Raw genomic sequence first — 23,994 nt, forward strand, 5'->3', positions numbered from 1 at the left:
ATCAGAGTCGGGGCCGCGGCGCGGGGCCGGCGGTGCGCGACACCATCGATTCACCCGCGCCGCAACCCGTGAGATGAGAGGGAAGAACCGATGAATACGATTCGAACCGTGTGGGTCCGTGCCCGCCGCCTGAGCAGCGAGGCGGGGTCGGCCACCGCCGAGTACGTGGTCGCCACGATGGCGGCCGTGGGCTTCGCCGGACTGCTGGTCGTGATCCTGAAGGGCGACGAGGTACGGGGCATCCTCACCGACCTGGTGCACCGTGCGCTCACGGTCGGCAGCTGAGCCGAGCAGGGGCGGCCGCGACGGCGAACGCGGCACGGTGACCGCCGAGTTCGCCGTCGTGCTGCCGAGCGTCATGCTCGTGCTGGCTCTGTGCCTCGGTGCGGTCAACGTGATCGGCCAGCAGGTCGTGCTCGGATCGCTGGCATCGAGTGGCGCGCGGATGCTTGCTCGCGGCGACGACCCGGCCGCCGTGCGCGCACGGGTGGCGTCGGCCGCACCGGGGGCGAGCCTCGCCCAGAGCGCGGACGGGTCGTTCGTCTGCGTGGCGCTCGCACGCGAGGCGCGCTTCGGCCCGATCGGGCTCGGCATGGTCTCGCTGTCGGCGCGCGACTGCGCGCTCGCCGCAGACGCCGTGCCGGCGGAGGCCGGGGGAGCGGGTCCGTGATTCGGCACCGGCGTGCCGTCGGGCATCGGCTGCGACGTGAGCGCGGCTCGGGGTCAGTCCTCGCCGTCGCGGTGCTGGGCGCGATCGTGCTCGTGAGCGGCGCCGCCGTTCTCGGGCTCGGCGCGCTCGCAGCGCAGCAGGGCGTGCAGGCCGCCGCCGATGCGGGCGCGCTGGCGGCAGCCGACACGCTGTCGGGGCGCAACGCGGGCTACCCGTGCGAGAACGCGGCGCGGGCGGCGGCGCTCGATCAGGCATCCATCACATCGTGCGAGACCGACGGCCTCGTCGCCGTCGTCGCCGCCTCGCGCGGATGGTCGCGCTTCGAGCTCAGCGCCCGCGCCCGGGCCGGACCGCCGGGAACACCCTGAAACCGTTACTCGAACTCGGGGCCGAAGTAGCTGTAGTCGACGGCCCCCGGCGCGCCGGTGCCGTCGACGAATTCGCTGATCTCGCCGTTGCGGCGGTAGACATACTTCTTGCCGCGGTCGTTCGCGGGAAGCACGATGCGTCCCTGCGGGTCGCCGCTGTCGAGGAAACTCGCGGCGACGGTCCTGCCCTCGAGCGGGCCGTCGAGTAGCTTCGCGGTGTACGTTCCGCGTGCCGTTGTCATACTCATGCGGCCCATTGTGCTCAGCGTGGCCGCGGCGGCAACCCCCTACCGGGGCGCCGAGCATCGGCATTTTTCGAGGATCACCGCCGTTGCTTGTGTGTATCCTCAGCCTGCAAAGGCTCAACGGCGCGCCACACACATATATAAGGAGTCAGGTGCCGGGCACAAAGAAGCTGGTCATCGTCGAGTCGCCGACGAAGGTCAAGTCGATCGCACAGTATTTGGGCGACGGCTACACGGTGATGGCTTCGGTGGGGCACATCCGCGATCTGATCGAGCCGAAGGATCTTCCGGCCGACCAGAAGAAGGGCCCGCTCGGCAAGTTCGGCGTCGACGTCGACAACGGCTTCAAGCCGATCTATGTGGTCTCGGACGGCAAGACCAAGGTCGTCAGCGACCTGAAGCGCGAGCTCAAGAACGCCGACGAGCTCATCCTCGCAACAGATGAAGACCGCGAGGGCGAGGCCATCGCGTGGCACCTGCGCGAGGTGCTGAACCCGAAGGTCCCCGTCAAGCGCATGGTCTTCCACGAGATCACCCGCGAAGCCATCGAGGCCGCGCGTGACCACACCCGCGACCTCAACATGGAGCTCGTCGACGCGCAGGAGACCCGGCGCGTGCTCGACCGCCTCTACGGCTACGAGGTGAGCCCGGTGCTGTGGCGCAAGGTCGCTCCCGGCCTCTCAGCCGGTCGCGTGCAGTCACCCGCAACCCGTCTCGTCGTCGACCGCGAGCGCGAGCGCCTCGCGTTCGTCGCCGCCAGCTACTGGGACCTCACCGCCCAGTTCACCCCGGGCGAAGACACCGCGCCGTTCGAGGCGCGTCTGCAGCGCCTCGACGGAACGCGCGTCGCGCAGGGCCGCGACTACGACGACTCCGGCAAGCTGACCGGCGTGGCGCGCCAGCTCGACGAGGCATCCGCCCTCGCACTTGCCGACGCACTGCGCGCAGACGCGACCGTCGTGACGGTCTCGAAGGTCGAGTCGAAGCCGTACTCGCGCCGGCCCGCCGCGCCGTTCACCACCTCGACGCTGCAGCAGGAAGCGGCGCGCAAGCTGCGCTTCAGCGCGCGTCAGACGATGAGCGTCGCGCAGTCGCTGTACGAGAACGGCTACATCACCTACATGCGAACGGATTCCCCGTCGCTGTCGCAGCAGGCGACGAAGGCCGCCCGCAGCCAAGCCGCTGCGCTCTACGGTGCCGACACGGTGCCCGAGAAGCCGCGGCACTACACGGGGAAGTCGAAGAACGCACAGGAGGCGCACGAGGCGATCCGTCCGTCCGGCGAGACGTTCCGCACCCCTGACGAGGTGCGCAAATCGCTGTCGCAGAACGACTTCCGCCTGTACGACCTGATCTGGAAGCGCACCGTCGCGAGCCAGATGGCCGACGCGAAGGGCTCGACGGCCTCGGTCGCGATCGAGGCGAAGGTCGTCGGCGGCGAGCTCGACGGCACGGTCGCCGAGTTCACCGCTTCTGGCACGGTCATCACGTTCCGCGGCTTCCTGCACGCCTACGAAGAAGGCCGCGACGAGGAGCGCAACTCCGACGGCGCCGCCGGAGCCGCCGAAGAGAAGCTGCCGCCGCTCACCGTCGGGCAGGCGCTCGAGAACGCCGGTGTCGAGGCCAAGGGGCACGAGACCACGCCGCCGCCGCGGTACACCGAGGCATCCCTCGTCAAGGCGCTCGAAGAGTTGGGCGTCGGCCGCCCGTCGACCTACGCGCAGATCATCTCCACGATCATCGACCGCGGCTACGTGACCCTGCGCGGGCAGGCGCTCGTACCGAACTGGATCGCGTTCTCGGTCGTCAGACTGCTCGAGGACCACTTCGGCGACCTCGTCGAGTACGACTTCACCGCCGACCTCGAGAACGACCTCGACAGCATCGCGAACGGCGCGGACGAAGGCCGCGAGTGGCTGAAGGGGTTCTATTTCGGCACCGAGGCCCACAAGGGCCTGCGCGGCGTCGTCGACAACCTCGGCGAGATCGACGCGCGCGAGATCAACTCGGTGCGCATCGACGACGAGATCACCCTGCGCATCGGCAAGTACGGCCCGTACCTCGAGGTCACCGACCCGGCGGCAGGCCCCGACGTCGCCCCGCGCCGCGTCAACATCCCCGAGGGCCTCGCCCCCGACGAGCTCACGCCCGCGAAGGCGCGCGAGCTAGCCGAGGCGCCCGAGCAGGCTGACCGCGTGCTCGGCACTCTGGAGGACGGCAAGGAGATCGTCGTGAAGGACGGTCGCTATGGTCCGTACGTCACCGAGGTGCTGCCCGAAGAGGCTCCTGCCGAAGACACGGTGGCCGAGGCATCCGATGCCAAGCCGAAGAAGCGCGCCGCCAAGAAGCCGGCCGCTCCCAAGCCGCGCACCGCGTCGCTGTTCAAGAGCATGAGCGTTGACACCGTCGATTTCGAGACGGCGCTCAAGCTGCTGTCGCTGCCGCGCACCGTGGGCGCAGACCCCGAGTCGGGCGACGAGATCCTGGCGGCGAACGGCCGCTACGGCGCCTACCTCAAGAAGGGCACCGACACCCGCAGCCTGCCGAACGGCGAGGACCAGATCTTCGAGATCACCCTGCCCGAGGCGCTCGAGCTGTTCGCCCAGCCGAAGTACGGCGCCCGCCGTGCGTCGAGCGCGCTGAAGGAGTTCGAGGCGGACCCCGTCAGCGGCAAGCCGATCCGGGTGCGCGACGGCCGCTTCGGGCCCTACGTCACCGACGGCGAGACGAACGCGACGATTCCGCGCGGGGAAGACGTCGAGGCGGTCGACTTCGCCCGCGCCGTGCAGCTGCTCGCCGACAAGCGTGCGAAGGGTCCGGCCAAGAAGCCTGCGGCCCGTCGTTCGTCGTCGACGACCGCGGCGAAGAAGACCACGACGACGCGCAGCCGAGCGAAGAAGTGAGCGGCCTCTACATCACGATCGAAGGGCTCGACGGCTCAGGCAAGACGACTCAGCTCGACGCGCTGGCGAGATGGCTGACGGATGCCGGTCACACTGTCGCCGCGACCCGCGAACCCGGTGGAACCGAGGTCGGGGTGCTCGTGCGCGACATCGTGCTGCACCACCGCGGCGACATCGCGCCGCGCGCGGAGGCGCTGCTCTATGCGGCCGATCGCGCTCACCACATCGCCACCAAGGTGCGGCCGGCGCTCGAGCGCGGCGAGGTCGTGATCCAAGACCGATACATCGACTCGTCGGTCGCGTTCCAGGGCGCGGGGCGGGTGCTCGGCGCCGACGAGGTGCGCCGGCTTTCCGAGTGGGCGACGGGCGGCCTGTACCCGCAGCTCACCGTGCTGCTCGACCTCGACCCGTCGGTCGCGCGGCAGCGCATCGACGCGGCGCAGAAGGTGTTCGACCGCATCGAGGCCGAGGCGATCGACTTCAGCGTGCGGGTGCGTGCGGCGTACCTCGAGATGGCGGATGCCGAGCCCGAGCGCTGGCTCGTGCTCGATGCGACCCTGCCAGCTGACGAACTGGCCGCTGCCATCCGTGAACGTGTCACGGACCTGTTGAGAACTTCCGGGACTGTCGGAACCGCCGGGTAGCCTGAACCCGATGAGTGTGTGGGCCGAGCTGACGGGGCAGCAGGGCGCGATCGCGGTGCTGCGCGCCGCCGCGGCGGCCGACCCCGGCATCCCCGCGAACGGCGGCAACGCGATGACGCACGCGTGGCTGCTCACCGGCCCGCCGGGCTCCGGCCGGTCGAACCTCGCCTTCGCGTTCGCGAGCGCCCTGCTCAGCCATGCGGGCGCCGACGGCGACGAGGCGACCGACCGCCAGGTGCAGGCGCGCACGCACCCCGACCTGTCGGTGCTCGCGACCGAGAAGGTCATCATCACGATCGACGAGGTGCGCGAGCTGGTGCGCTCCGCGCAGTACTCGCCGTCGGTCGGCCGCTACCGCGTGCTCGTCATCGAAGACGCCGACCGCATGACCGAGCGCACGAGCAATCTGCTGCTGAAGTCGCTCGAAGAGCCGCCGGAGCGCACCGTCTGGGTCCTGTGCGCGCCGAGCGACGCCGACCTTCTCCCGACGATCCGCTCGCGCGTGCGCACGGTGCGCCTCACCGTGCCGACGATCGCCGACGTGGCCGAGCTGCTCGTGCACCGCGACGGCATCGAGCCGCAGCTGGCCGAGCAGGCGGCGCGGCACGCGCAATCGCACATCGGCATGGCGAGGCGGCTCGCGACGAACGCCGACGCCCGAGCCAGGCGTGACGAGACGCTCGCGCTCGCGCTCGGCATCCGCTCGATCTCTGCCGCTGTTCTCGGGGCTGCGCGCCTCGTGCAGATCGCGACGGAAGACGGCAAGGCCATCACCGAGGAACGCGATGCGGAGGAGCGCGAGCACGCGCTGCGCTCGCTCGGCGTCGAGCCGGGCGGCACGATCCCGCCTGCACTGCGCGCACAGCTGCGCGCACTCGAGGAGGACCAGAAGCGGCGCGCGACGCGAAGCCTGCGCGACGGCCTCGACCGCATCCTCGTCGACCTGCTCTCGCTCTACCGCGACGTCCTCATGCTGCAGCTCGGCAGCGAGGCGCCGCTCGTCAACCGCGAGCGCGAGGCCGCGCTCGGCGAGGTTGCGCGAACCACCACCCCGGCGGATACGTTGAAGATGATGGACGCCGTCGCCGAATCCCGAACCCGCATCGACGCGAACGTGAATCCGACCCTCGCGCTCGAGGCCATGCTGGCCACCGCGATCGCGGTGGCGGCCGCATGAGGCGCGCCTCCAGGTGGCGCGGGGTGCGCGCTCTTGCCGTCGCACTCACCGCTGCGGTGCTGCTGGTCGGCTGCACCTCGGCGCAGCAGAAGCTGCCGACGCAGACCTCGACGCCGGTCGCGTCGCCGACGGCGAGTGCCGACCTCTCGCCGGCCGACGCGGCCGCCGTGCAGAAGTTCTACACGCAGCAGCTCGTGTGGACGGACTGCTCCGGCGGCTTCCAATGCTCGACCGCGAAGGCGCCGATCGACTGGGCGCACCCGTCGCAGGGCGACCCGATCGACCTCGCGCTGATCCGCAAGCCGGCGAGCGGCGCGAAGCTCGGCTCGCTGTTCGTCAACCCGGGCGGCCCCGGCGTCTCCGGTGTCGCGTTCGTGCGAGGCAGGGTGGGCGCGACCTCGGCGACGCTGCAGAAGAACTTCGATGTCATCGGGTGGGACCCGCGCGGGGTCGGGGCCTCGTCGGCGGTTAAGTGCTACGACAACAAGGGCCTCGACAGCTGGCTGTACGACATCGTTCCCGGCGAGCGCGGCAGCCCGCAGTGGCTCGACGCCAGCAAGCAGGCGGTGACCTCGCTCGGTCAGGCGTGCGAGCAGAACACCGGCCAGCTGCTCGGCCACGTCGACACCGCGAGCACGGCGCGCGACCTCGACATGCTGCGCGCGAACGTCGGCGACGCGAAGCTCAACTACCTCGGCTTCAGCTACGGCACGATGATCGGCGCGATCTACGCCGACCTCTTCCCGAAGAACGTCGGTCGTATGACGCTCGACGGCGTGGTCGACCCCGCGTCGAGCTACGACGAGCTCACCGAGCTGCAGGCGCAGGGCTTCGAGTCGAACCTCAGGGCCTATGCGCAGTGGTGCCTGACGCAGGACAAGACCTGCCCGTTCAAGGGCACGGTCGATTCCGTGATGAGTGCGGTCGCAGGGTTGCTGAACAAAGTGCAGCAGACGCCGATCAAGAACTCGGACGGGCGGATGCTGGGCGCGAGCACGCTTCTGCTCGCGGTCATCACGCCGCTGTACGACACGGCGAGCTGGCCTGAGCTCGACGTCCTGTTCAAGACGGTGACGCAGGGGAGCGCGCGAGTGGCGTTCATCCTGGCCGATCAGTACAACGACCGGGATCAGAACGGCAACTACACGACGAACACCGCCGTGGCGTTCCAGGCGGTCGACTGCCTCGACTATCAGTTCGACGATGACCTCGCGCACATGCAGGCGGAGGCGCAGCGGGTCGCGCAGGTGGCTCCCGTGATGGGTCCCTTCTTCACCTACGGAGGCATCACCTGCTGGAACTGGCCGTTCAAGCCGGTGCGCACACCGGCGCCAGTGCACGCGAAGGGGTCCGCGCCGATCCTCGTGGTGGGCACCACCAATGACCCTGCGACGCCGTACCAGTCATCCGTCAATCTCGCCAAACAGCTGGAGAACGGCCATCTGGTGACCTGGAAGGGCTCGGGGCACACGGCGTACGGCCGCTCGAACGCGTGTGTCCTGAACACGGTCGACGACTACTTCGTGAAGGGACAGGTGCCCGCGACCGATCCGATGTGCTGACGTCATCGCACGACGCACGTGGTGCAAATTTGCAGGCACTGCAACGATAATGGTGGAGTGACTGACGTCAAGGAGCCGGGCCTGCGCGAGCGCAAGCGCGTCGCCACGCGAAGGGCCATCGAGAAGGCCGCGATCGACCTGTCGCTCGACAAGGGGTACGAGAACGTCACCGTCGACGAGATCGCCGAGGCGGCCGATGTGTCGCCGCGCACCTTCTTCAACTACTTCCCGTCGAAAGAGGCCGCCGTCATCGGGCACGCGCCCGAGGCGCCAGAGCCCGAGAAGGTCGAGGCGTTCCTCACGGCGCCTGCCGAGCAGTCCGTGCTCGACGGCATCCGCGCGCTGATCGCCGGGTTCATCGACGCCAAGAGCGATGAAGAGACGCGGGCGACCCACGAGCTGCAGGAGCAGCGGATGCGGGTGATGCTGCGCCACCCCCACCTGTTCCGTCAGCGCATGGAGACGATGGAAGACCTGACGAACCAGATGATCGAGCTGGTCTCGAAGCGGCTCGTCGTGCTCGACCCCGCGCTCGAAGCGGATCCGAGCGCGCTGCGCGACCGGGCGCGGCTCGTCGTGTTCGTCTCGTTCGCCGGCCTGCGGAACGCCTGGGCCAGCTGGGCGGAGCGCGGCGGCAAGGGACGGCTCGCCGCCTGCGTAGACAGGTCGTTCGAGCAGCTGCACCTGCTGTCGTCTCAGGTGAACGTCTGAACCTCCGGCATCCTGTAAACTCATTGATCGTGTGCGGTTCGCCGCCACGCCGCCTTAGCTCAGTCGGCAGAGCGATTCACTCGTAATGAATAGGTCAAGGGTTCGATTCCCTTAGGCGGCTCCACAAGAGAAATCCCCGGTCAAGCCGGGGATTTTCTGCGTGTCCAGCGGTTGCGGGTTTCCTTCAAGTATGCACGTGTCCCCGGGGTGTCCCGGCTTGAGCTATTCGTTGTTCGTGATGCGCTCATTCAAACTGGGCTCCGCCTCCTTCCGGCCGCGGCGCTTGTGGCCCTGGCTAGACTCCTGCGGCGGCAGCGATTACGTCCAAGTTGAACCGTCCATGCGCGCGGTCGGCCTCCTCAAGGACGGCCCAGCCGGCATGGCTACCGTCGGCCAGTTGCTTGTGCATGGCGTGCAGCCGCCTCTTGTCGCTCTTGTTGAGACTCGCGTAGTCGAGCGCGGACGCATCGGTGACGCTAGCCAGCAGCGTGGCTGAGTCGCCCAAATGCCTTTCGCGGTCGCGCTGGTCGACGAGGAACGCAGCCGCTTTCGCCACGAGCGCTCCGAGTTCGTCTGGGACGCCGATTTCGATGCCGACGCCCAAGTTGAACTGGATTCGATACGTGTCGCGACGCTGAATGGCCTGCCTTCCCGCAGGAACTTCGAGGGCGGGTCTCCGCGACAGCCGAGCTGCTGGTGGCAGGCTGTGCTCGGGCACCATCACGTCGACCTTGCGGCCATCCTCGTGTAGCCACCGATAGGCATATACGCCGTCGCCGTCCAGCTTGAATCCGAGGCCCGCGAGTGACGATCTTGCGCCGATGAGCGTTGACCTGGCTGTCACATAGTTGACCAAGAAGTCGGCGTCGTTGGTCGAGCGTGGCGCGATGACTCCACCGCGGGCTGCGTGCGCATGCACCATCAGGCCGCCGACGAGAACAAGGTCCCGCGCGACATCGGTCCGGCTCAATTCGGCGACCGTCTGCCAAGCGGGCAGCATGTCGTCGTCGCCCATGTCTACCGCGTGTGTTGCGCCAGCCACTGGTCCCTCAAGTCCTCAAGTGCGGTCAGGCCGGCGCTGCGTTCGCGAGAGTCGATGGATAGCGCGAGATCCGCAGCGATCACGGCGATCGGCATGACCTCGGATTTGTACTCAATGGGCAGTGTGTTTTCGTAGAGCACGTCCCGGCCGCCGGTGTCCGCGCGCATGAAATGGGTTCTCGCGAAGCGCTCCATCGTCTCGCCAGAGGGCACATAGCCCGCCACGCGCCGAGAGTCACCGACGAGGTCGCGGAGTCCGGCTGTAGGCGGTACGAGCTGTCCGAAGAGCGACAGTGCCAGGCGCCCCGTCGCGATTACATCCGGAATGATGCGTTCGGTGTTCGCGCTGCGAAAGCGGTGCGCACGCGTCCTGGTTGCGACGGCGCGCGCGAGCCCTTCCGCATCCTGATGTGCGAGTCGGTTGCGGATACGACTCTTCGTGTGTGGTGCGAGCCATGGCGCTGGCTTCTCAGATAGCGCCCAAAGGAGTCCCCACGCAGTGGCGGGACTCATCTCGCGCCCGGCATGGCCGCGGTTGACGTTCTCGTAGCCGAGGACGGAGTCACTGTCGATGAGCCAAGTTCCGTCGGGCATCTGCCGACCGGCGATGCGGCGATCGCGCAGGAGTTCTACGATGCGGCGCTGGGTTAAGCCAAGGCGTTCCGCGACTTGCGCGCTTGTCCAGTCGACCATTACATAATCCTTCCGACCTCGGAAGCAGTTTGCAATGGCCAGGTCGCCGAGGATCTCGAAGAAATTGGCCGTGCTCTGTGGCGTTTCCGCGGAGCGACGCTCGCCTTACTTGCGTGACCCGCGTTCGATTGCGTCCGCGATGGAGCGGAGTTGGCGTACTGCGCTGATCGAGTCGCCCAGTCATCGGACCATCTGCGATCACTGCCAAGCTCTCGGCGAATAGTCGAATTCGGTCGGCAAACACCGCGCCTAGAGCGCTTCGCGGTGACAGCCGATAGAGAGAGCGTCCCGAGGCCCGCGACGAACTGCTCGCGGCATTTGCCTATTACAACGAGCAACGCGACGGCTTGGGATTCGAGTTCCTGGATGCGGTCGAAGTCGCGATCAAAGACGCAGCGGAATGGCCAGATGCGTGGCCCGCAGTGCCTGGCCCGGCTGGGAAGCCGACCATGAGATCCAGACGCGTCCACGGCTTCCCGTTCAGAATGATCTACGCCGTGGATGACGATATGTGCTCGTGATCCTCAGCTACGCGCATGACCGACGCCGACCCGGCTACTGGCGGCAACGCAGCGACGGTTGAAGACGTTTCGCGTGTGCCTCCGCGCCTGAAACCGGCCCGACTCGGTTTCATCTCACGTCCAGATCGGTGTCGTCGAAGCGGCGGCCGCGACGACCGGGGTCATGTCCAGTTCCGTCGACCCCTCGTCGATGCCGAGGGACGTCCACTGGAAATGGAGGGTGAGGGGTCCGGCGGGCGGCAACGGCCACAGCCAGAGCCGGTAGCCCATGGCGTACTCGCTGTCCGATCCGCCGCCTCCGTGGTGGTTGATGGTCAGAATCGGGCCGGACGGGTCCTCGTGCTCGCCGAGCTCCACCCGGAATCCGCGATCTGCGCTGGCGCTGCGTCCGTCGGCGACGGTGACGCCGAAGCGCATGCGCCCTTCCAGGTCGCGGTGCCGCTGGCGGTGGTTCGACAGTGCGTCGATGATCTCGTCCCAGCGGTCTCGGTCCATACCGTCCTCGCGGCGCGCGTCGGCCTGGATGCGGAACGAGCAGCCGTTCGAGTACGCGTCGATGCGCCTCAGCGTGAGAGCGACACCCGGCTTGCGCCACAGCACCCGTGTCGTCGGCACCGGGTTCGGGATCTCATCGGCCGGCGGCTGAAGCCACTCGGGCGTGCGATGAATCGACGGCTCCGGTGCATCGTCGTTGCGTGAGGCGGAGAAGAACTGCATTCCTCAATTCGATCCCCGACGAGCGTCTATGTCCAGAGTGATGCGAGATCTCCACGGTTTCAGCGAGAGTGCCGTCTATCGTTTCCCTGTGAGGCTCACGCTCCGAGGTCAACTGGTCGGCGTCATGCTGATCCTGGCGGTCCTCGCCGTCGGCGGTTGGGCGATCGGGCGGCTCTTCACCCCCGGCGCGAGCGAGGTCTCGCTTCGCGCGGCCGAATCGCCGATCTTCGAGGCCAGGCCCACCCCCTCCCTGACGGCGGCGGCAGTGCCGTTGAACGCGCCGCTCTCCGCAGCGCAGCAGCGCCAGGTCGACTACGCGCTGACGTACTGGAAGACGTACAACTCGGCGGCCTATGGCGATGACAACCCCAACGGCGGCGACTGCGCGAACTTCGTCAGCCAGACCCTGCTGCAGCGCGGCTGGACGATGAACTCGAAGTGGTTCAACCACGGCCCGAACGCGATGAGCTCGGCATGGGCCTTCGTGCCCTCGATGTACACGTACCTCCGCGCCAACGCGTCGGAGCTCGGCCTCGTCGAGCTCGGCGAGAGCGACCGGTCGAAGTACGCCGTCGGCGACGTCGTGATGTTCTGGTGGAAGAACGCGAGCGGCGGCTATTCGGCGGCCCCCGACCACGTGCAGGTGATCGACCGCATCACGACCGCCGGGGGACAGGCGTCGATCAGCATGGCCAGCCACAACATCGACTACGACTTCCGCGATCTCGACGACGAGGTCACCACCGAGCATCCGGGCGCGAAGTACGTCGTCTTCCATCTCACCCGCGACACGAACTGAACACAGGTCAACCATGGCAGCGCTCGTCGACCTGATCGCCATCGTTCTACTGAACGTGTACGCCGCGGTGCTGATCGTGCTGCGGGCCGCGGTCTACCGCGTGCGGCTGTACCGGCCGATGCTCGTCAACATCGCGCTCTCGTTCCTGCCCGTCGTCGGCGCGCTCGTCGGCATCGCGGGCTTGCTGCTGCTCGCGCCGGTGGTTGAGGTGCTTGCCGCGGGTCTGCACGAAGGCGCGGTGGTCCTCGTCTGGATCTATCTCGTCGTCGCGACCGTGCTGTGGGTGCTGTTCTTCCCCAACGCCATTTACCTGATCACCGAGCTGAACTTCAGCCACAGGCAGGAATCCGACCCTGTGCCGCTCTGGTTCGACATCGTGCAGACCTTGACGCTGACGCTCTCCGGCATCGCCAACGCCATCGCCGGTCTCGCCATCGTCCAGACCGGCTTCGTGCTGCTCGCCGACCCGAACGGCCACAGCACCGGAGCGCCAGGCTTCAGCTGGGTATTCGCCGGCGTGGTCATCGTGCTCGGCGCGCTCGGCGTGTACCTCGGCCGGTATCTGCGCTTCAACAGCTGGGACGTGCGGCACCCGGCATCCCTCGCCCACAAGCTGATCACGCACCTGCGTGAGCCGGGCCGAGCTCTCGAAGCGGGCGGCTTCGTGCTGTCGCATGCCGTGCTCGTCGCGCTGGTCTACGTGCCGATCTATGTGATCTTCTATCGCGCCCTGTTCTCATAGGTCCCCGGGTCAGTCCCCAGCACTGGGGCAAGCGTGTTGCACTGCGCGCCCCCTAGCGTCTTTCACAGGGGTGATCTCATGTCGGTCTACAGCTGCACTCGCGTCGTCGGCGCCAGCACCGTGACGTATCTGCTGCTGCTTCCGGCAGCGCATCTGCTCACGGCTGAGCCCCTCGTCGACGCCGAGGTGATGCCCGCCACGGGTGTGCGCCTCGAGGTCACGGTCGAGCGGCCCCTGGTGTTCGACCCCATCAGCCTCGATGAGCGCCGTGGCTTGGTGACGATCGGCGACGATGCGCGTATGGCATTCGAGGGGCTGGATGCCTCACTGATCCGCCATGGAATGGTGGCCGTGCGCATCACCGCGCCCCTGCCCGCGACCGTGTGGCGGCTGGACGCTCCGCTCGTCGACGCCTAGCCCTGCTTCTCGGCGAGGCGACTGCGGAGCTCGGCGAGCTGCGCGTGCAGCTCGGTCGGAACCCGGTCGCCGAAGCCGGCGAAGAACTCCTCGGTGAGGTCGGCCTCGGCCTGCCACGCGGCGGGGTCGACGGCGAAGAGCTCGTCGAGGTCGGCATCCGTGAGCCCGAGTCCCGAGACGTCGAGCGCGCCGTCTGCCGGGACGCGGCCGAGCGGCCCGTCGACCGCCGCCGGCTCCGTGCCCTCGAGTCGTGAAGCGATCCACTCGAGGACACGGATGTTGTCTCCGAAACCCGGCCACAGGTAGCGGCCGTCTGCACCCTTGCGGAACCAGTTGACCTGGAAGATCTTGGGCGCGTTCGCGCCCAGCCGCTCGCCGACAGACACCCAGTGCGCCCAGTAGTCGGCCATGTTGTAGCCGCAGAAGGGCAACATCGCGAACGGATCGCGGCGCAGGGCGCCGACCGCGCCCTCGGCCGCGGCGGTCTGCTCGCTCGCGATGGTCGCGCCGAGGAAGACCCCGTGGTCCCATGAGCGGGCTTCGAGCACGAGCGGCACGTTGCTGGCGCGGCGGCCGCCGAAGATGATCGCGTCGATGGGCACGCCGTCGTGCGCCTCCCAGTCGCCGGCGATCGAGGGGCACTGCGCGGCGGACACCGTGAAACGCGCGTTCGGGTGCGCGGCCGGGCGGCCGAGGCCGGGGTGCCAGTCGGCGCCGGTCCAGTCGAGAAGGTGGCCCGGGACCGTGTCGGTCATGCCCTCCCACCACACGTCGCCGTCGTCGGTGAGGGCGGCGTTGGTGAAGATGGTGTTGCCCCAGATCGTCTCGATCGCGTTGGGGTTGGTGGATTCCCCGGTGCCCGGAGCCACGCCGAAGAATCCGGCCTCGGGGTTGATCGCCCACAGCCGGCCGTCCTCGCCCTGGCGCAGCCAGGCGATGTCGTCGCCGAGCGTCTCGACGCGCCAGCCGGGCAGCGTCGAGCGCAGCATGGCGAGGTTCGTCTTGCCGCAGGCCGACGGGAATGCGGCGGCGAGGTGGAAGGGGCGGCCCACCGGCGAGGTGAGCTTGATGAGCAGCATGTGCTCGGCCAGCCACCCCTCGTCGCGGGCGATGACGCTCGCGATGCGCAGCGCGAAGGATTTCTTGCCGAGCAGCGCGTTGCCGCCGTAGCCGGAGCCGAACGACCAGATCTCGCGGGTGTCCGGGAAGTGGGCGATGTACTTGTCGGGATTGCACGGCCACTCCGAATCAGGATGCCGGGCGCCGTCGTCGTCGATCAGCGGGGAGCCGACGGAGTGCAACGCCTTCACCCACGACTGGCCGGCGTCGATCAGCGCGAGGGCGCCGGTGCCGACGCGGGTCATGATGTGCATGCTCAGTGCGACGTAGGCGCTGTCGGTGAGCTGCACGCCGAGCTTCGACAGCCGGCCGCCGACCGGGCCCATCGAGAACGGCACGACGTAGAGCGTGCGGCCGCGCATCGAGCCCGCGAACCGGCCGGTCAGCTCGTGCTTCATCTCATCGGGGTCGACCCAGTTATTCGTCGGGCCCGCGTCGTCGCGGCTCGTCGAGCAGATGAAGGTGCGGCTCTCGACCCGCGCCACGTCGTCGGGGTCGCTGCGGGCGAGGTAGCTGCCCGGCCGGTACTCGCCATTGAGTCTGATCAGCTTGCCCTCGTCCAGCAGCACCTGGGTGAGCTCGTGCCGCTCGCGGTCGCTGCCGTCGCACCACACGACCCGTTCGGGCTGGGTGAGCGCGGCGACCTGGTCGACCCACGCGCGCACGTCGGAGTCGGAGGCGGGCGTCTCAGCAGTGCGCCGCTCAGTCTGGGGGCGGGCTTCCAGGATTGTCATGGCGGCTGCTCCTTCGTCAGGTTGGGTGAAGATCGTGCCGTGATGCCACTCTGGGCCAGGAATCCGTCGCCTGTTCGAGGAAAAGCGGGTGAAGAATTCGGATTCTTGACATAGGGTCATGTCATGGCTCAGGGCAACGTCGACCTGGTGACCGTGGGTCGCCGCATCCGTCACTTCCGTACCGCGCGCGGGCTCACCCTGGACCAGCTCGGCGCCAAGGTCGAGGCGGCGCCGAGCCAGCTCTCGCTCGTCGAGAACGGGCGGCGCGAGCCGAAGCTGTCGCTGCTGCGCGCGCTCGCCGCGGCGCTCGAGGTCGAGCTCTCCGAGCTGATCAGCGACGAGGCGCCCGACGCGCGCAGCGCGCTCGAGATCGAGTTGACGCGGGCGCAGGCATCCGTTCTCTACGCATCGACCGGCTTGCCGGTCGTACGGCCGACGCGCGGCACACCGACCGAGGTGCTCGAGGCGCTCGTCGGCATGCACCGCGAGCTGGCGCGGCGCACGCGCGAGCAGATCGCGACGCCCGAGCAGGCGCGGCGAGCGAACACGGAGCAGCGCGAGCGGATGCGTGCGCAGGACAACTACCTGCCGGATATCGAGCAGGAGGCGGAGGATCGGGTGAAGGCGACGGGGCACACCCAGGGCGCGCTGACGCATCGCGAGGTGGCCACGATGGCGGAGCAGCTCGGCTTCGAGCTGCTCTACGTCGACGACCTGCCGCGCTCGACGCGGTCGATCACCGACCTCGAACACGGGCGCATCTTCCTGCCGCCCGCGTCGATTCCGGGCGGCCACGGGCTGCGGTCGATGGCGCTGCAGGCGATCGCGCATCGCGTGCTCGGGCATGAGGCGCCGGGGGACTATGCGACCTTCCTCAAGCAGCGGCTCGAGATCAACTACTTCGCCGCGGCGTGCCTGATGCCGCGGTCGGCCGCGGTCGCCTACCTGCAGGGTGCGAAGAAGCGCCGAGAGCTCGCGGTGGACGACTTCCGCGATGCCTTCGGCACCACGCACGAGTCGGCGGCGATGCGGCTCACCAACCTCGCGACCGCGCACCTCGACCTGAAGGTGCACTTCCTGCGGGTGGGCTACGACGGGGCGATCTACCGGGTGTACGAGAACGACGGGCTGCCGCTGCCCGCCGACGTGACGGGGGCGGTCGAGGGGCAGTTCGCGTGCCGCAAGTTCGGGGCGCGGGCGGCGCTCGCGTCGAACCAGCACACGACCGCGCTCGCGCAGTACACCGACACCCCAGCGGGCACGTTCTGGTGCGAGACGCAGGTCGGGTCGGGCGATGACGGCCGGTTCTCGATCACCTTCGGGGTGCCGTTCGACGACGCGAAGTGGTTCCGGGGGCGCGAGACGACGGTGCGCGCCGTCTCGACGTGCCCGGATCCGAGGTGCTGCCAGAACGCCCCCGACGAGCTCGAGGAGCGTTGGCACCGCGCCGCGTGGCCGTCGGCGCGCGCGCACACGCACATCCTGTCGCCGCTGCCGTCAGGGAACTTCCCGGGGGTCGACGACGCCGAGCTCTACGAGTTCCTCGAGCGGCACTCGGCCCCCGAGTGACCTTGCGTCAACTGCGCCAGACGGTCACCGCCGCGCGCTAGCGCGCGACGCAGCACGCAGCGGTGACCGTTCAGCGCAGTTGAGGCGACCGCCCTCGGCGGCTACCACTTCTCGGGGAGGTGCTCCGCCGAGATGCGGCGCAGCGTTCCGCTCGCGGAGCGCAGCACGATCGACTCGGTGCGGATCACACGTGAGGTGCGCTCGACCCCGCGCAGCAGATCGCCGCCCGTGACGCCGGTCGCCACGAAGTAGGTGTTGTCGCCGGCGACCAGGTCGTCGAGGTCGAGGATGCGGGTGAGGTCGTGCCCGGCATCCGTCGCCTTCTTCGCCTCTGCCTCGTCGCGCGGCGCGAGCCGCCCCTGCAGAACGCCGCCGAGCGCCTTGATGGCGCACGCCGTGATGATGCCCTCGGGCGTGCCGCCGATGCCGAGGCACAGGTCGATCGGCGAGCCATGGCGCGCGGCGTCGATGCCGCCGCCGACGTCGCCGTCGGAGAGCAGGCGCGTGCCGGCGCCCGCGGTGCGGATCTCGTCGACGAGACCCTCGTGCCGCGGCCGGTCGAGCACGGCGACGCGCAGGTCAGACGGATGCTTGCCGAGCGCCCGCGCCAGCTCGCGGATGTTGTCGCCCACCGACTGCTCGAGCGAGACGACGCCGCGGCCCTCGGGTCCGGCGGCGAGCTTGTCCATGTAGAAGACGGCGCTCGGGTCGTACATGGAACCGCGGTCGCTCACCGCGATGACGCTGAGCGCGCCCGCGCGACCGGTGGCGGTGAGGGAGGTGCCGTCGATCGGGTCGACGGCGATGTCGCACGCCGGCCCGTCGCCGGTGCCGACGCGCTCGCCGTTGAACAGCATCGGCGCGTGGTCCTTCTCGCCCTCGCCGATCACGACGGTGCCGTCGAAGGCGACGGTGCCGAGGAAGGCGCGCATCGCATCGACGGCCGCGCCGTCTGCGATCTCTTTGCGGCCGCGGCCCACCCAGCTCGAGGCGCCGATGGCGGCGGCCTCCGTCGCACGCACGAGCTCCATCGCGAGGTTGCGGTCGGGGCTGAGCACGTCGGTGTCGCGGGGGCCTGCGGGCTGCGTGAGAAGGGTCATGTCTTCGACGCTAGGCACGCGGCGACGCCGCCGAACCGCCACGATGGCGGCAAGAATCCGGATTCTTGCCGATCTAGGAAACGGGCAGCAGCGTGTACTTGGTCGAGAGGTACTCGTGGATGCCCTCGAAGCCGCCCTCGCGGCCGACGCCCGACTGCTTGACGCCGCCGAACGGCGCCGCGGCGTTCGAGAGCACACCGACGTTGAGGCCCATCATTCCGGTCTCGAGGCGGTCGATCATGCGGTGGCCGCGGGCGAGGTCCTGCGTGAAGACGTAGGAGACGAGGCCGTACTCGGTGTCGTTCGCGAGCCGGACGGCCTCGTCTTCGGTGTCGAAGGTGGCGATCGCGAGCACCGGCCCGAAGATCTCCTCGCGCAGGATCGAGCTGCCCGGCCGCACGCCCGTCAGCACGGTCGGCTCGAAGAAGGTGCCTGCGCCGTCGAGACGGTGGCCGCCGGTGGTGATCGTGGCGCCTCGGCGTGCGGCATCCGCCACGAGCTCCGAAGCCTTGGAGACCGCGTCGTCGTCGATCAGCGGGCCGATCGTGACACCGTCCTCGGTGCCGCGGCCGATCTTCATCGCTGTGACGCGCTCGGTGACGCGCGCGGCGAACTCGTCGGCGACGGACTCGTGCACGATGAAGCGGTTCGCCGCCGTGCACGCCTCGCCGATGTTGCGGAACTTCGCCGCGATGGCCCCGTCGACGGCCTTGTCGAGGTCGGCGTCCTCGAAGACGACGAAGGGGGCGTTGCCGCCGAGCTCCATCGAGACGCGCAGCACACCGTCGGCGGCCTGCGCGATGAGCTTGCGGCCCACCTCGGTCGAACCCGTGAACGACAGCTTGCGCAGCCGCGGGTCCGCGATGATCGGGGCGGCGACCTTGTTCGACGACGACGAGGTGACGATGTTGACGACGCCGGCGGGCAGGCCCGCCTCGACGAGCAGTTGCGTGAAGAACACGGTTGTGAGCGGGGTGAGCTGCGCCGGCTTCACGACCACCGTGCACCCGGCCGCGAGCGCCGGCGCGATCTTGCGCGTCGCCATCGCGAGCGGGAAGTTCCACGGCGTGATGAAGAACGACGGGCCGACCGGGCGCTGGGCGACGATGATGCGGCCCGTCCCTTCCGGGTTGAGACCGTAGCGGCCCGTGATCCGCACGGCCTCTTCGGAGAACCAGCGTAGGAACTCGCCGCCGTAGGTCACCTCGCCGAGCGCCTCGGCGTAGGGCTTGCCCATCTCGAGCGTCATGATGAGCGCGAGGTCGTCCTTGTGCTGCTGCACGAGCTCCCACGCTCGCCGCAGGATGTCGCTGCGGGTTCGCGGTGCTGTGGCCGCCCAGGCGTCCTGCGCGGCGACCGCGGCGTCGAGCGCGCGGATGCCGTCCTCAGGCGTCGCGTCGGCGATGGAGTGGATCACCTCGCCCGTCGCGGGGTCGCGCACGTCGAAGGTGCCGCCGCCCGAGGCATCCACCCACTCGCCGCCGATGAACAGCTTGTTCTGCACAGAAGCCAGCAACGCGCTCTCACGCTCGTTCATAGATCGCTCTCCTCAACGGGTCTCGTCACTACGAATAATGCCCCGGATTCCGCGTCGGCACGCACCGCAGGCATCCGCCCGCCGCCCTTCTCAGCCGTCGGCGGTGGTCTGCGCCTCGATCGTGTTGAGGATCGCCTCGGCCGTGTCGAGCGCCGCGCTGCCGAAGGTGCTGGTCGCGCGTGCGTCGGCGAGGGCCTCGCGCTCGGCGGCGAACACCTGGCGGCGCAGCTCCTGCAGTTCCGCAGACTGCTTGCCGCTCGGCGTCGACGGCAGGCTGCGTTCGGCGACGTGCGCCTGCCGGGCGATCTCGCCGTCGATCTGCTCGACGGCGTCGGGCGAGAACGGGGTGCCGTCAGGCCGTGCGAGCTCAGGATCCGCGAGCACCTCGCGCCCGGTGCGCGCCAGCTCGGTGAAGAGGGCGCGGATGTCTGAGCCGGGCGCCGTCTCCGCCTCGCGCACCCCGAGCGCGCGGGCGAGGCTCGGCAGCGTGAGCCCGCCGAGCAGCAGCGTCGCGGTCGCCGCGGTGAACGCGATCAGGATCAGCGCCGCACGATAGGGCGTGTCGGTCGGCAACGACTGAACGGCCGCGACCGTCACGACGCCGCGCATGCCAGACCAGCCGATGATCGCGCTCGACCGCCAGCCGAGCGCCTCGCGGGCGTGGAACGCGCGGTCGGACTCGTAGCGGCGCTTGAGCTGATGGCGCCAGTCGACGTCGCTGCCGCGGTGCCGTAGTGCGACGAGCCGCTGGCGCACGCGCACCGAGAGCATGCCCCACAGGCTGTGCCGCCCGGCCGCGATGCGTCTGCTGCGGCGGGCGAGCAGCGCGAACAGCGGGAAGGTGAAGGCGAGCCGCACAACGACCAGCACCGCGACCGCGAGCAGCCCGATCGCGATTGTGTAACCGGGCTGGAAGCCGGCATGGATGTCATCGTCGATGTACTCCCGCAGCTGGTAGCCCATCAGCAGGAAGACGCCGTTCTCGAGGATGAACTGCACCGTGCGCCAGTTCGTCTGCTCGGCGAAGCGCAGCTGGATCGTCTGCGAGCGAACGCTGTAGTGCCCGACGATGAGCCCGGTCGTGACGACCGCGATCACGCCGGAGGCGTCGATCGCCTCGGCGGGGGCGTAGGCGAAGAACGGGATCACGAACGAGATCGACGTGACCATGACCGGGTCCTTGAAGCGCGACCGCACGAACACCGCGAGCGCGCCGACCGCCGCGCCGACGACGATCGCCGCGAACGTCGCCCAGAAGAAGCTGCCCACGGCGGCGGGCAGGTCGAAGACGGCGGCGATCGAGGCGGTCGCGGTGCGCAGCAGAACGAGGGCGGATGCGTCGTTCACGAGGCTCTCGCCCTCGAGCACCGTGACGATGCGCGACGGCAGGCCGATGCGCTTCGCGATCGACGTCGCCGAGACGGCGTCGGTCGGGCTCAGCACGGCGCCGAGCGCGATCGCGCTCGCCAGGTCCAGGTCGGGGAAGACGATGAACAGCACCCAGCCGACCGCGACCGCCGAGATGATGACGAGCGCGACCCCGAGGAACGCGATCGGCGGCAGGTTGCGGCGGAAGTCGATCACCGGGAACGCCACCGCCGCGCCGTAGAGCAGCGGCGGCAGCACGATGAGCAGGATCCACTCGGCCTCGAGGTGGATCGCCGGGGCGCCGGGCAGGTAGCTGAGCCCCGCGCCGATGGCGACGAGCAGCAGGGGCGCCGCGACGCCGATGCGGCGCGAGAGGCCGGTAGCCGCCACCAGCACGAGCACCCCGACGGCGGCCAGCAGGATGACCTCCGTCTCCATGCCCATCACCGCCGTTCAGCTATGCGTCATCTATGCCAACGACGATACCGGGCGCGCGGCCGTCACGAAGTCACGCCCGGCAGCGCCGGCGCGCGACCTCGTGACGTCCGGAGCCGAATCAGAGCGCGGCGGCGAGGCCCGTGAGCGTGGCCGCCTGCGAGCTCGTCAGCCAGCCGGCCGAGGCCAGCGAGCGGACCGCCGCGTCGTACGCCGAGACCCGTGCCGCCTTCGCCGATGCGCTCGCCTTCGGGTTGAAGGCGAGCAGCGCCGAGCTCACCGCCGCCACCAGCACGGTCGCGACGAGCTTCACGATCACGTTGCTCGACTTGTACTTGGCGGAGCTCTGCACCCACTGCGTCGTCAGCTTCGAGAGATCGCCCGACGCGACGGTCACGGTGAAGTCGGCGGATGCCTTCCCCACATTCCCCGCGGCATCCGACGCGCTCGCCGCAAGCGTGTGCGAACCCGCGCCGAACGACCAGGCCGGCCCGACCGCGCTCGGAAGCGTCGAGCTCGCGACGCCCACGTTGTCGGTCGCAGCCGAGGTGATCGAGATCTGAGAGAGGATGCCGTAGCTGCCCTTGTCGCCCGAGAAGGTCACCGTGGGCGCGACCAGATCGGGCGCTGCGGCGCCGGAGGGCGAGCCGATCTCGGCGCCGTCCGCGGCCAGGAACGCGCCGTTCACGCCGACCGCGCTGAGCGTCGAGATCGTCGGCAGCGGCAGCGTCGACGAGCCGACGTTCGCCGTGTTGTCGAAGGTCGCGTACGGGGCAGCGGTGGGCGAGCCGCCGAAGGCGACGCCGGTGACGAGGTCGCCGGTCGCGTCGAACACCGCGACCGCGTCGCCGCCGGTCGACAGGCCGACGCCCGAGCCGCCGTAGTGGCCGATGAGGAAGCCGGCCGGCAGCGTGGACTGCCTGAACCAGGCCTCGGCGAAGGCGGCTTCGATCGTGGCATCCGTGCCGCTCGTGTCCTCGAAGAACACGGCCGAGGCGCCCGCCGGAAGCGATGCGACTCCGGCCATGGCCACCGCGGTGCCGATCGACGCGGAGCTGTCGTCCATCTTCCAGTCCGTCAGGTCGACGGTCGTGGTGCCGGTGTTGGTCAGCTCGAACCAGTCGGCCGCGTAGGGCGAGTCGCCGCTGCCCCACGGCGCGACCTCGGTGACGACGACCGTGCCGCCCGTGGGCGGCGGGGTGGTGCCGCCGCCGGTGGGCGCGAGGCCGTCGGGCGAGCCGACCTCCTTGAACTGGCCGGGGGAGGTGAAGGCGCCGAACACGGACTCGGCTGAGGTGCGCGAGATCGTGACGGGCGCCGCGACCGCTCCGAGGCGCGCCGAGTTGTCGAGCGTCGCGCCGCCCGCAGGAACTGCCCCGAACGAGACGCCGGTCACGTGATTCCCCGCGGCGTCGAAGAGGTTGACCCCGTCGCCACCCGTCGAGAGACCTACGCCGGAGCCGCCGTAGAAGCCGGCCAGGAAGCCGGCAGGGGGAGTGGGCGAGCCGTACCACGCCGTCGAGAAGGCCGCGGCGACCGAGGAGTCAGGCGTGGCCGCCGCGTCGTCGTTCTCGAGGAACACCGCCGACTCGCCGGCGGGCAGCGTGGCCAGGCCGCGCAGCGCGACCGCCGTCGAGAGGGCGTTCGACGAGTCGTCCATCTTCCAGCCGGTGAGATCGATGTCCGTCGAGCCGGTGTTGGTCAGCTCGAACCAGTCGGCCGCGTACGAGGCGCCGCTGCCGGCCGCGTCGACCTCGGTGACCGCGACGCGCGGCGCTGTGACCGGGTTCGGCGCGTACACCCACAGCTGCGGGTGGCTCGCGTCGCCGCCGCCGTTCTCGTTGACGGTGTAGATGACACCGTCGCGGTCCATCGTGATGCCCTCGTGAGTCTCATCGGGCACCGAGAGCGGCGCCCCGGCATCCGTGATCGCTAGAGAGCTACGCGTGGTGCCGTCACGTGTGACGTCGACGATCTCGCCCGACTGCTGGCTGATGATGAGCAGGTCGGATGCCTGGTCGGTGCCCGCCAGAGACGGCTGGTTCGACAGCGGGTACACGTCGGAGAAGTCGTCGGTCGCGACGAGCGCCGGGTCGAAGAGGTTCGCGGGCTCGCCGCCGGTGTCGGCGTTGGTGGCGGTGCCCGCCGCGAAGTCGATGTTCGTCTGGAAGACGCCCTTGGGGTCGATCTCCTTGACGCCGACGAAGCCGGGGGCACTCGCCGTCGAGGTCGATGGGTCGTAGGCGAAGCCCTCGATTCCGATGTTGCCGATGGTCGCGCCGAGCTTGACCGTCTTCACATCGGCTCGGGTGAGGGTCGCGCCCGCCTGATAGGTGAAGAGATTGACCTGCTGGTAGCGCTCCTCGCCGAGCACGAACTGGCCGTTCCCGACATAGGTGATCGCCTCGGTGTCGTAGAACTCCGTACCCTGCGGGCTGCTGCCCGCCGCGAGGGTCTCGCTGTCGATCAGCTCGCCCGTCTTCGAGACCTGCACGACCGAGGTGCCGCCGTCGCCGACGACGAACAGCGTGTCGGTGTCCCAGTCGTAGGTGACCGACGAGGCCTCCTGCGCGAGCAGGCTGCCGGCGGGTGCCGGAGTCGCGGGCGCCTCCGGCAGCGCGTACCGTCCGACGAGTCGGTATTGCGAGAGGTCGACGCCGACCGGCGGCGCCGCTTGCGCTGCCATCGGGATTGCGACCAGCGCCGCCGCGATGATCGAAGTGGTCGCCAGGAAGACGCCGGCGTTCCGGCGCAGCGGTGCAGTCACAGAACTTGTCCCTCGGGTCTGGGAGATGATGGGGCTCTGATCGAAGCCAATCGCGCGATGGATGCCTCAGCCGATGCTTGTGACAGAAATTCATCTTCTGTTAAGGTGCCGGCGGCCTCGCCGCGGCCTGCCAGGATGCCTTGGCTACACTCGCA

21 protein-coding genes and 1 tRNA gene are annotated in these 23,994 nt (G+C 69.2%); 13 read left to right on the top strand and 9 right to left on the bottom strand.

The annotated features are described in order from the left end of the window. Positions 1–90 precede the first annotated feature (90 nt). Genes D7I44_RS12110 through D7I44_RS18245 form a run of 3 tightly spaced genes read left to right on the top strand, consistent with a single transcriptional unit; the run spans position 91 to position 1,038 of the window. Positions 91–285, top strand: a complete 195-nt coding sequence (locus tag D7I44_RS12110) for a DUF4244 domain-containing protein (RefSeq protein ID WP_120789731.1) — start codon at positions 91–93, stop codon at positions 283–285. 37 nt (positions 286–322) lie between these two features. Then, complete coding sequence (locus D7I44_RS18240) at positions 323–670, top strand: TadE family type IV pilus minor pilin (RefSeq protein WP_162940253.1); 348 nt, start codon at positions 323–325, stop codon at positions 668–670. Then, a complete protein-coding gene (locus D7I44_RS18245) occupies positions 667–1,038 on the top strand; it encodes an Rv3654c family TadE-like protein (RefSeq protein WP_162940254.1) in 372 nt (123 codons plus the stop codon). Before D7I44_RS18240 ends, D7I44_RS18245 begins: the two co-directional genes overlap by 4 nt. Before the next feature lie 5 nt (positions 1,039–1,043). On the opposite strand, the gene D7I44_RS12120 is transcribed toward D7I44_RS18245, so the two are convergent. Then, entirely contained in the window at positions 1,044–1,286 is a 243-nt protein-coding gene (locus D7I44_RS12120) for a hypothetical protein (RefSeq protein WP_245979572.1), read from the bottom strand. Positions 1,287–1,435: 149 nt separating this feature from the next. Between D7I44_RS12120 and topA the strand changes: the two genes are divergently transcribed. From topA to D7I44_RS12150, 6 genes are all read left to right on the top strand, one after another. Further along, complete coding sequence (topA, locus tag D7I44_RS12125) at positions 1,436–4,186, top strand: type I DNA topoisomerase (protein WP_120789734.1); 2,751 nt, start codon at positions 1,436–1,438, stop codon at positions 4,184–4,186. Beyond that, complete coding sequence (tmk, locus tag D7I44_RS12130; RefSeq protein WP_120789735.1) at positions 4,183–4,830, top strand: dTMP kinase; 648 nt, start codon at positions 4,183–4,185, stop codon at positions 4,828–4,830. Before topA ends, tmk begins: the two co-directional genes overlap by 4 nt. Before the next feature lie 10 nt (positions 4,831–4,840). Further along, positions 4,841–6,007 (top strand): DNA polymerase III subunit delta', encoded by a 1,167-nt coding sequence (locus D7I44_RS12135; protein WP_120789736.1) that lies wholly within the window; start codon positions 4,841–4,843, stop codon positions 6,005–6,007. Continuing rightward, positions 6,004–7,569, top strand: coding sequence for an alpha/beta hydrolase (locus D7I44_RS12140; RefSeq protein ID WP_120789737.1), 1,566 nt, complete (start codon positions 6,004–6,006; stop codon positions 7,567–7,569). Before D7I44_RS12135 ends, D7I44_RS12140 begins: the two co-directional genes overlap by 4 nt. Positions 7,570–7,626: 57 nt before the next feature. Further along, positions 7,627–8,280: a TetR family transcriptional regulator gene (locus D7I44_RS12145; RefSeq protein ID WP_120789738.1), complete on the top strand. Its 654-nt coding sequence runs from the start codon at positions 7,627–7,629 to the stop codon at positions 8,278–8,280. 48 nt (positions 8,281–8,328) lie between these two features. After that, positions 8,329–8,404: transfer RNA gene (locus tag D7I44_RS12150), tRNA-Thr, on the top strand. A gap of 171 nt (positions 8,405–8,575) precedes the next feature. Here the strand turns inward: D7I44_RS12150 and D7I44_RS12155 are convergent. The 3 genes from D7I44_RS12155 to D7I44_RS12165 all read right to left on the bottom strand — a co-directional run bounded on the left by D7I44_RS12155 (position 8,576) and on the right by D7I44_RS12165 (position 11,252). Continuing rightward, entirely contained in the window at positions 8,576–9,295 is a 720-nt protein-coding gene (locus D7I44_RS12155) for a hypothetical protein (RefSeq protein ID WP_120789739.1), read from the bottom strand. 2 nt (positions 9,296–9,297) lie between these two features. Continuing rightward, positions 9,298–10,014 (bottom strand): hypothetical protein, encoded by a 717-nt coding sequence (locus D7I44_RS12160; protein ID WP_120789740.1) that lies wholly within the window; start codon positions 10,012–10,014, stop codon positions 9,298–9,300. A 635-nt stretch (positions 10,015–10,649) separates the two neighbouring features. After that, on the bottom strand, positions 10,650–11,252 hold the full coding sequence (locus D7I44_RS12165) for a hypothetical protein (RefSeq protein WP_120789741.1): 603 nt from the start codon (positions 11,250–11,252) through the stop codon (positions 10,650–10,652). Positions 11,253–11,340: 88 nt separating this feature from the next. Between D7I44_RS12165 and D7I44_RS12170 the strand changes: the two genes are divergently transcribed. The 3 genes from D7I44_RS12170 to D7I44_RS12180 all read left to right on the top strand — a co-directional run bounded on the left by D7I44_RS12170 (position 11,341) and on the right by D7I44_RS12180 (position 13,210). Further along, positions 11,341–12,051, top strand: a complete 711-nt coding sequence (locus D7I44_RS12170) for an amidase domain-containing protein (protein ID WP_162940255.1) — start codon at positions 11,341–11,343, stop codon at positions 12,049–12,051. A 13-nt stretch (positions 12,052–12,064) separates the two neighbouring features. After that, the gene (locus tag D7I44_RS12175) at positions 12,065–12,793 is read left to right on the top strand and encodes a DUF1361 domain-containing protein (protein WP_120789743.1); all 729 of its coding nucleotides are present in this window, start codon (positions 12,065–12,067) and stop codon (positions 12,791–12,793) included. 78 nt (positions 12,794–12,871) lie between these two features. Further along, on the top strand, positions 12,872–13,210 hold the full coding sequence (locus tag D7I44_RS12180) for a hypothetical protein (protein ID WP_120789744.1): 339 nt from the start codon (positions 12,872–12,874) through the stop codon (positions 13,208–13,210). Here the strand turns inward: D7I44_RS12180 and D7I44_RS12185 are convergent. Next, positions 13,207–15,063 carry a phosphoenolpyruvate carboxykinase (GTP) gene (locus D7I44_RS12185; protein ID WP_120789745.1) on the bottom strand — a complete coding sequence of 619 codons (1,857 nt, stop codon included), beginning with the start codon at positions 15,061–15,063 and terminating at the stop codon, positions 13,207–13,209. The two genes, D7I44_RS12180 and D7I44_RS12185, sit on opposite strands and share 4 nt — an antisense overlap. A 123-nt stretch (positions 15,064–15,186) precedes the next feature. On the opposite strand from D7I44_RS12185, the gene D7I44_RS12190 reads away from it, so the two are divergent. Then, a complete protein-coding gene (locus D7I44_RS12190) occupies positions 15,187–16,632 on the top strand; it encodes a helix-turn-helix transcriptional regulator (protein ID WP_120789746.1) in 1,446 nt (481 codons plus the stop codon). 101 nt (positions 16,633–16,733) lie between these two features. Here D7I44_RS12190 and glpX read toward each other — a convergent pair whose 3' ends face one another. The 4 genes from glpX to D7I44_RS12210 form a co-directional block, all read right to left on the bottom strand. After that, positions 16,734–17,732, bottom strand: a complete 999-nt coding sequence (glpX, locus tag D7I44_RS12195; RefSeq protein ID WP_245979576.1) for a class II fructose-bisphosphatase — start codon at positions 17,730–17,732, stop codon at positions 16,734–16,736. Between the two features lie 73 nt (positions 17,733–17,805). After that, positions 17,806–19,269 carry an NAD-dependent succinate-semialdehyde dehydrogenase gene (locus D7I44_RS12200; RefSeq protein WP_120789747.1) on the bottom strand — a complete coding sequence of 488 codons (1,464 nt, stop codon included), beginning with the start codon at positions 19,267–19,269 and terminating at the stop codon, positions 17,806–17,808. Positions 19,270–19,359: 90 nt separating this feature from the next. Next, the gene (locus D7I44_RS12205; protein ID WP_162940256.1) at positions 19,360–21,075 is read right to left on the bottom strand and encodes a cation:proton antiporter; all 1,716 of its coding nucleotides are present in this window, start codon (positions 21,073–21,075) and stop codon (positions 19,360–19,362) included. A 118-nt stretch (positions 21,076–21,193) separates the two neighbouring features. Next, complete coding sequence (locus D7I44_RS12210; protein WP_120789749.1) at positions 21,194–23,839, bottom strand: lamin tail domain-containing protein; 2,646 nt, start codon at positions 23,837–23,839, stop codon at positions 21,194–21,196. Between the last annotated feature and the right edge of the window lie 155 nt (positions 23,840–23,994).

Origin of the sequence: Gryllotalpicola protaetiae (genome assembly GCF_003627055.1) — a bacterium.
In the GTDB taxonomy this organism is placed as follows: Bacteria; Actinomycetota; Actinomycetes; order Actinomycetales; family Microbacteriaceae; genus Gryllotalpicola; species Gryllotalpicola protaetiae.

Excerpts from the sequence above, each read along its gene's own strand:
- D7I44_RS12200 (WP_120789747.1), bottom strand. The coding sequence starts at position 19,269 with ATGAACGAGCGTGAGAGCGCGTTGCTGGCTTCTGTGCAGAACAAGCTG.
- glpX (WP_245979576.1), bottom strand. The coding sequence starts at position 17,732 with ATGACCCTTCTCACGCAGCCCGCAGGCCCCCGCGACACCGACGTGCTC.
- D7I44_RS12180 (WP_120789744.1), top strand. The coding sequence starts at position 12,872 with ATGTCGGTCTACAGCTGCACTCGCGTCGTCGGCGCCAGCACCGTGACG.
- D7I44_RS12155 (WP_120789739.1), bottom strand. The coding sequence starts at position 9,295 with ATGGGCGACGACGACATGCTGCCCGCTTGGCAGACGGTCGCCGAATTG.
- D7I44_RS12205 (WP_162940256.1), bottom strand. The coding sequence starts at position 21,075 with ATGGAGACGGAGGTCATCCTGCTGGCCGCCGTCGGGGTGCTCGTGCTG.
- D7I44_RS12190 (WP_120789746.1), top strand. The coding sequence starts at position 15,187 with ATGGCTCAGGGCAACGTCGACCTGGTGACCGTGGGTCGCCGCATCCGT.
- D7I44_RS12135 (WP_120789736.1), top strand. The coding sequence starts at position 4,841 with ATGAGTGTGTGGGCCGAGCTGACGGGGCAGCAGGGCGCGATCGCGGTG.
- D7I44_RS12175 (WP_120789743.1), top strand. The coding sequence starts at position 12,065 with ATGGCAGCGCTCGTCGACCTGATCGCCATCGTTCTACTGAACGTGTAC.
- D7I44_RS12160 (WP_120789740.1), bottom strand. The coding sequence starts at position 10,014 with ATGGTCGACTGGACAAGCGCGCAAGTCGCGGAACGCCTTGGCTTAACC.
- D7I44_RS12110 (WP_120789731.1), top strand. The coding sequence starts at position 91 with ATGAATACGATTCGAACCGTGTGGGTCCGTGCCCGCCGCCTGAGCAGC.
- D7I44_RS12120 (WP_245979572.1), bottom strand. The coding sequence starts at position 1,286 with ATGAGTATGACAACGGCACGCGGAACGTACACCGCGAAGCTACTCGAC.
- D7I44_RS12165 (WP_120789741.1), bottom strand. The coding sequence starts at position 11,252 with ATGCAGTTCTTCTCCGCCTCACGCAACGACGATGCACCGGAGCCGTCG.
- D7I44_RS12140 (WP_120789737.1), top strand. The coding sequence starts at position 6,004 with ATGAGGCGCGCCTCCAGGTGGCGCGGGGTGCGCGCTCTTGCCGTCGCA.
- D7I44_RS12185 (WP_120789745.1), bottom strand. The coding sequence starts at position 15,063 with ATGACAATCCTGGAAGCCCGCCCCCAGACTGAGCGGCGCACTGCTGAG.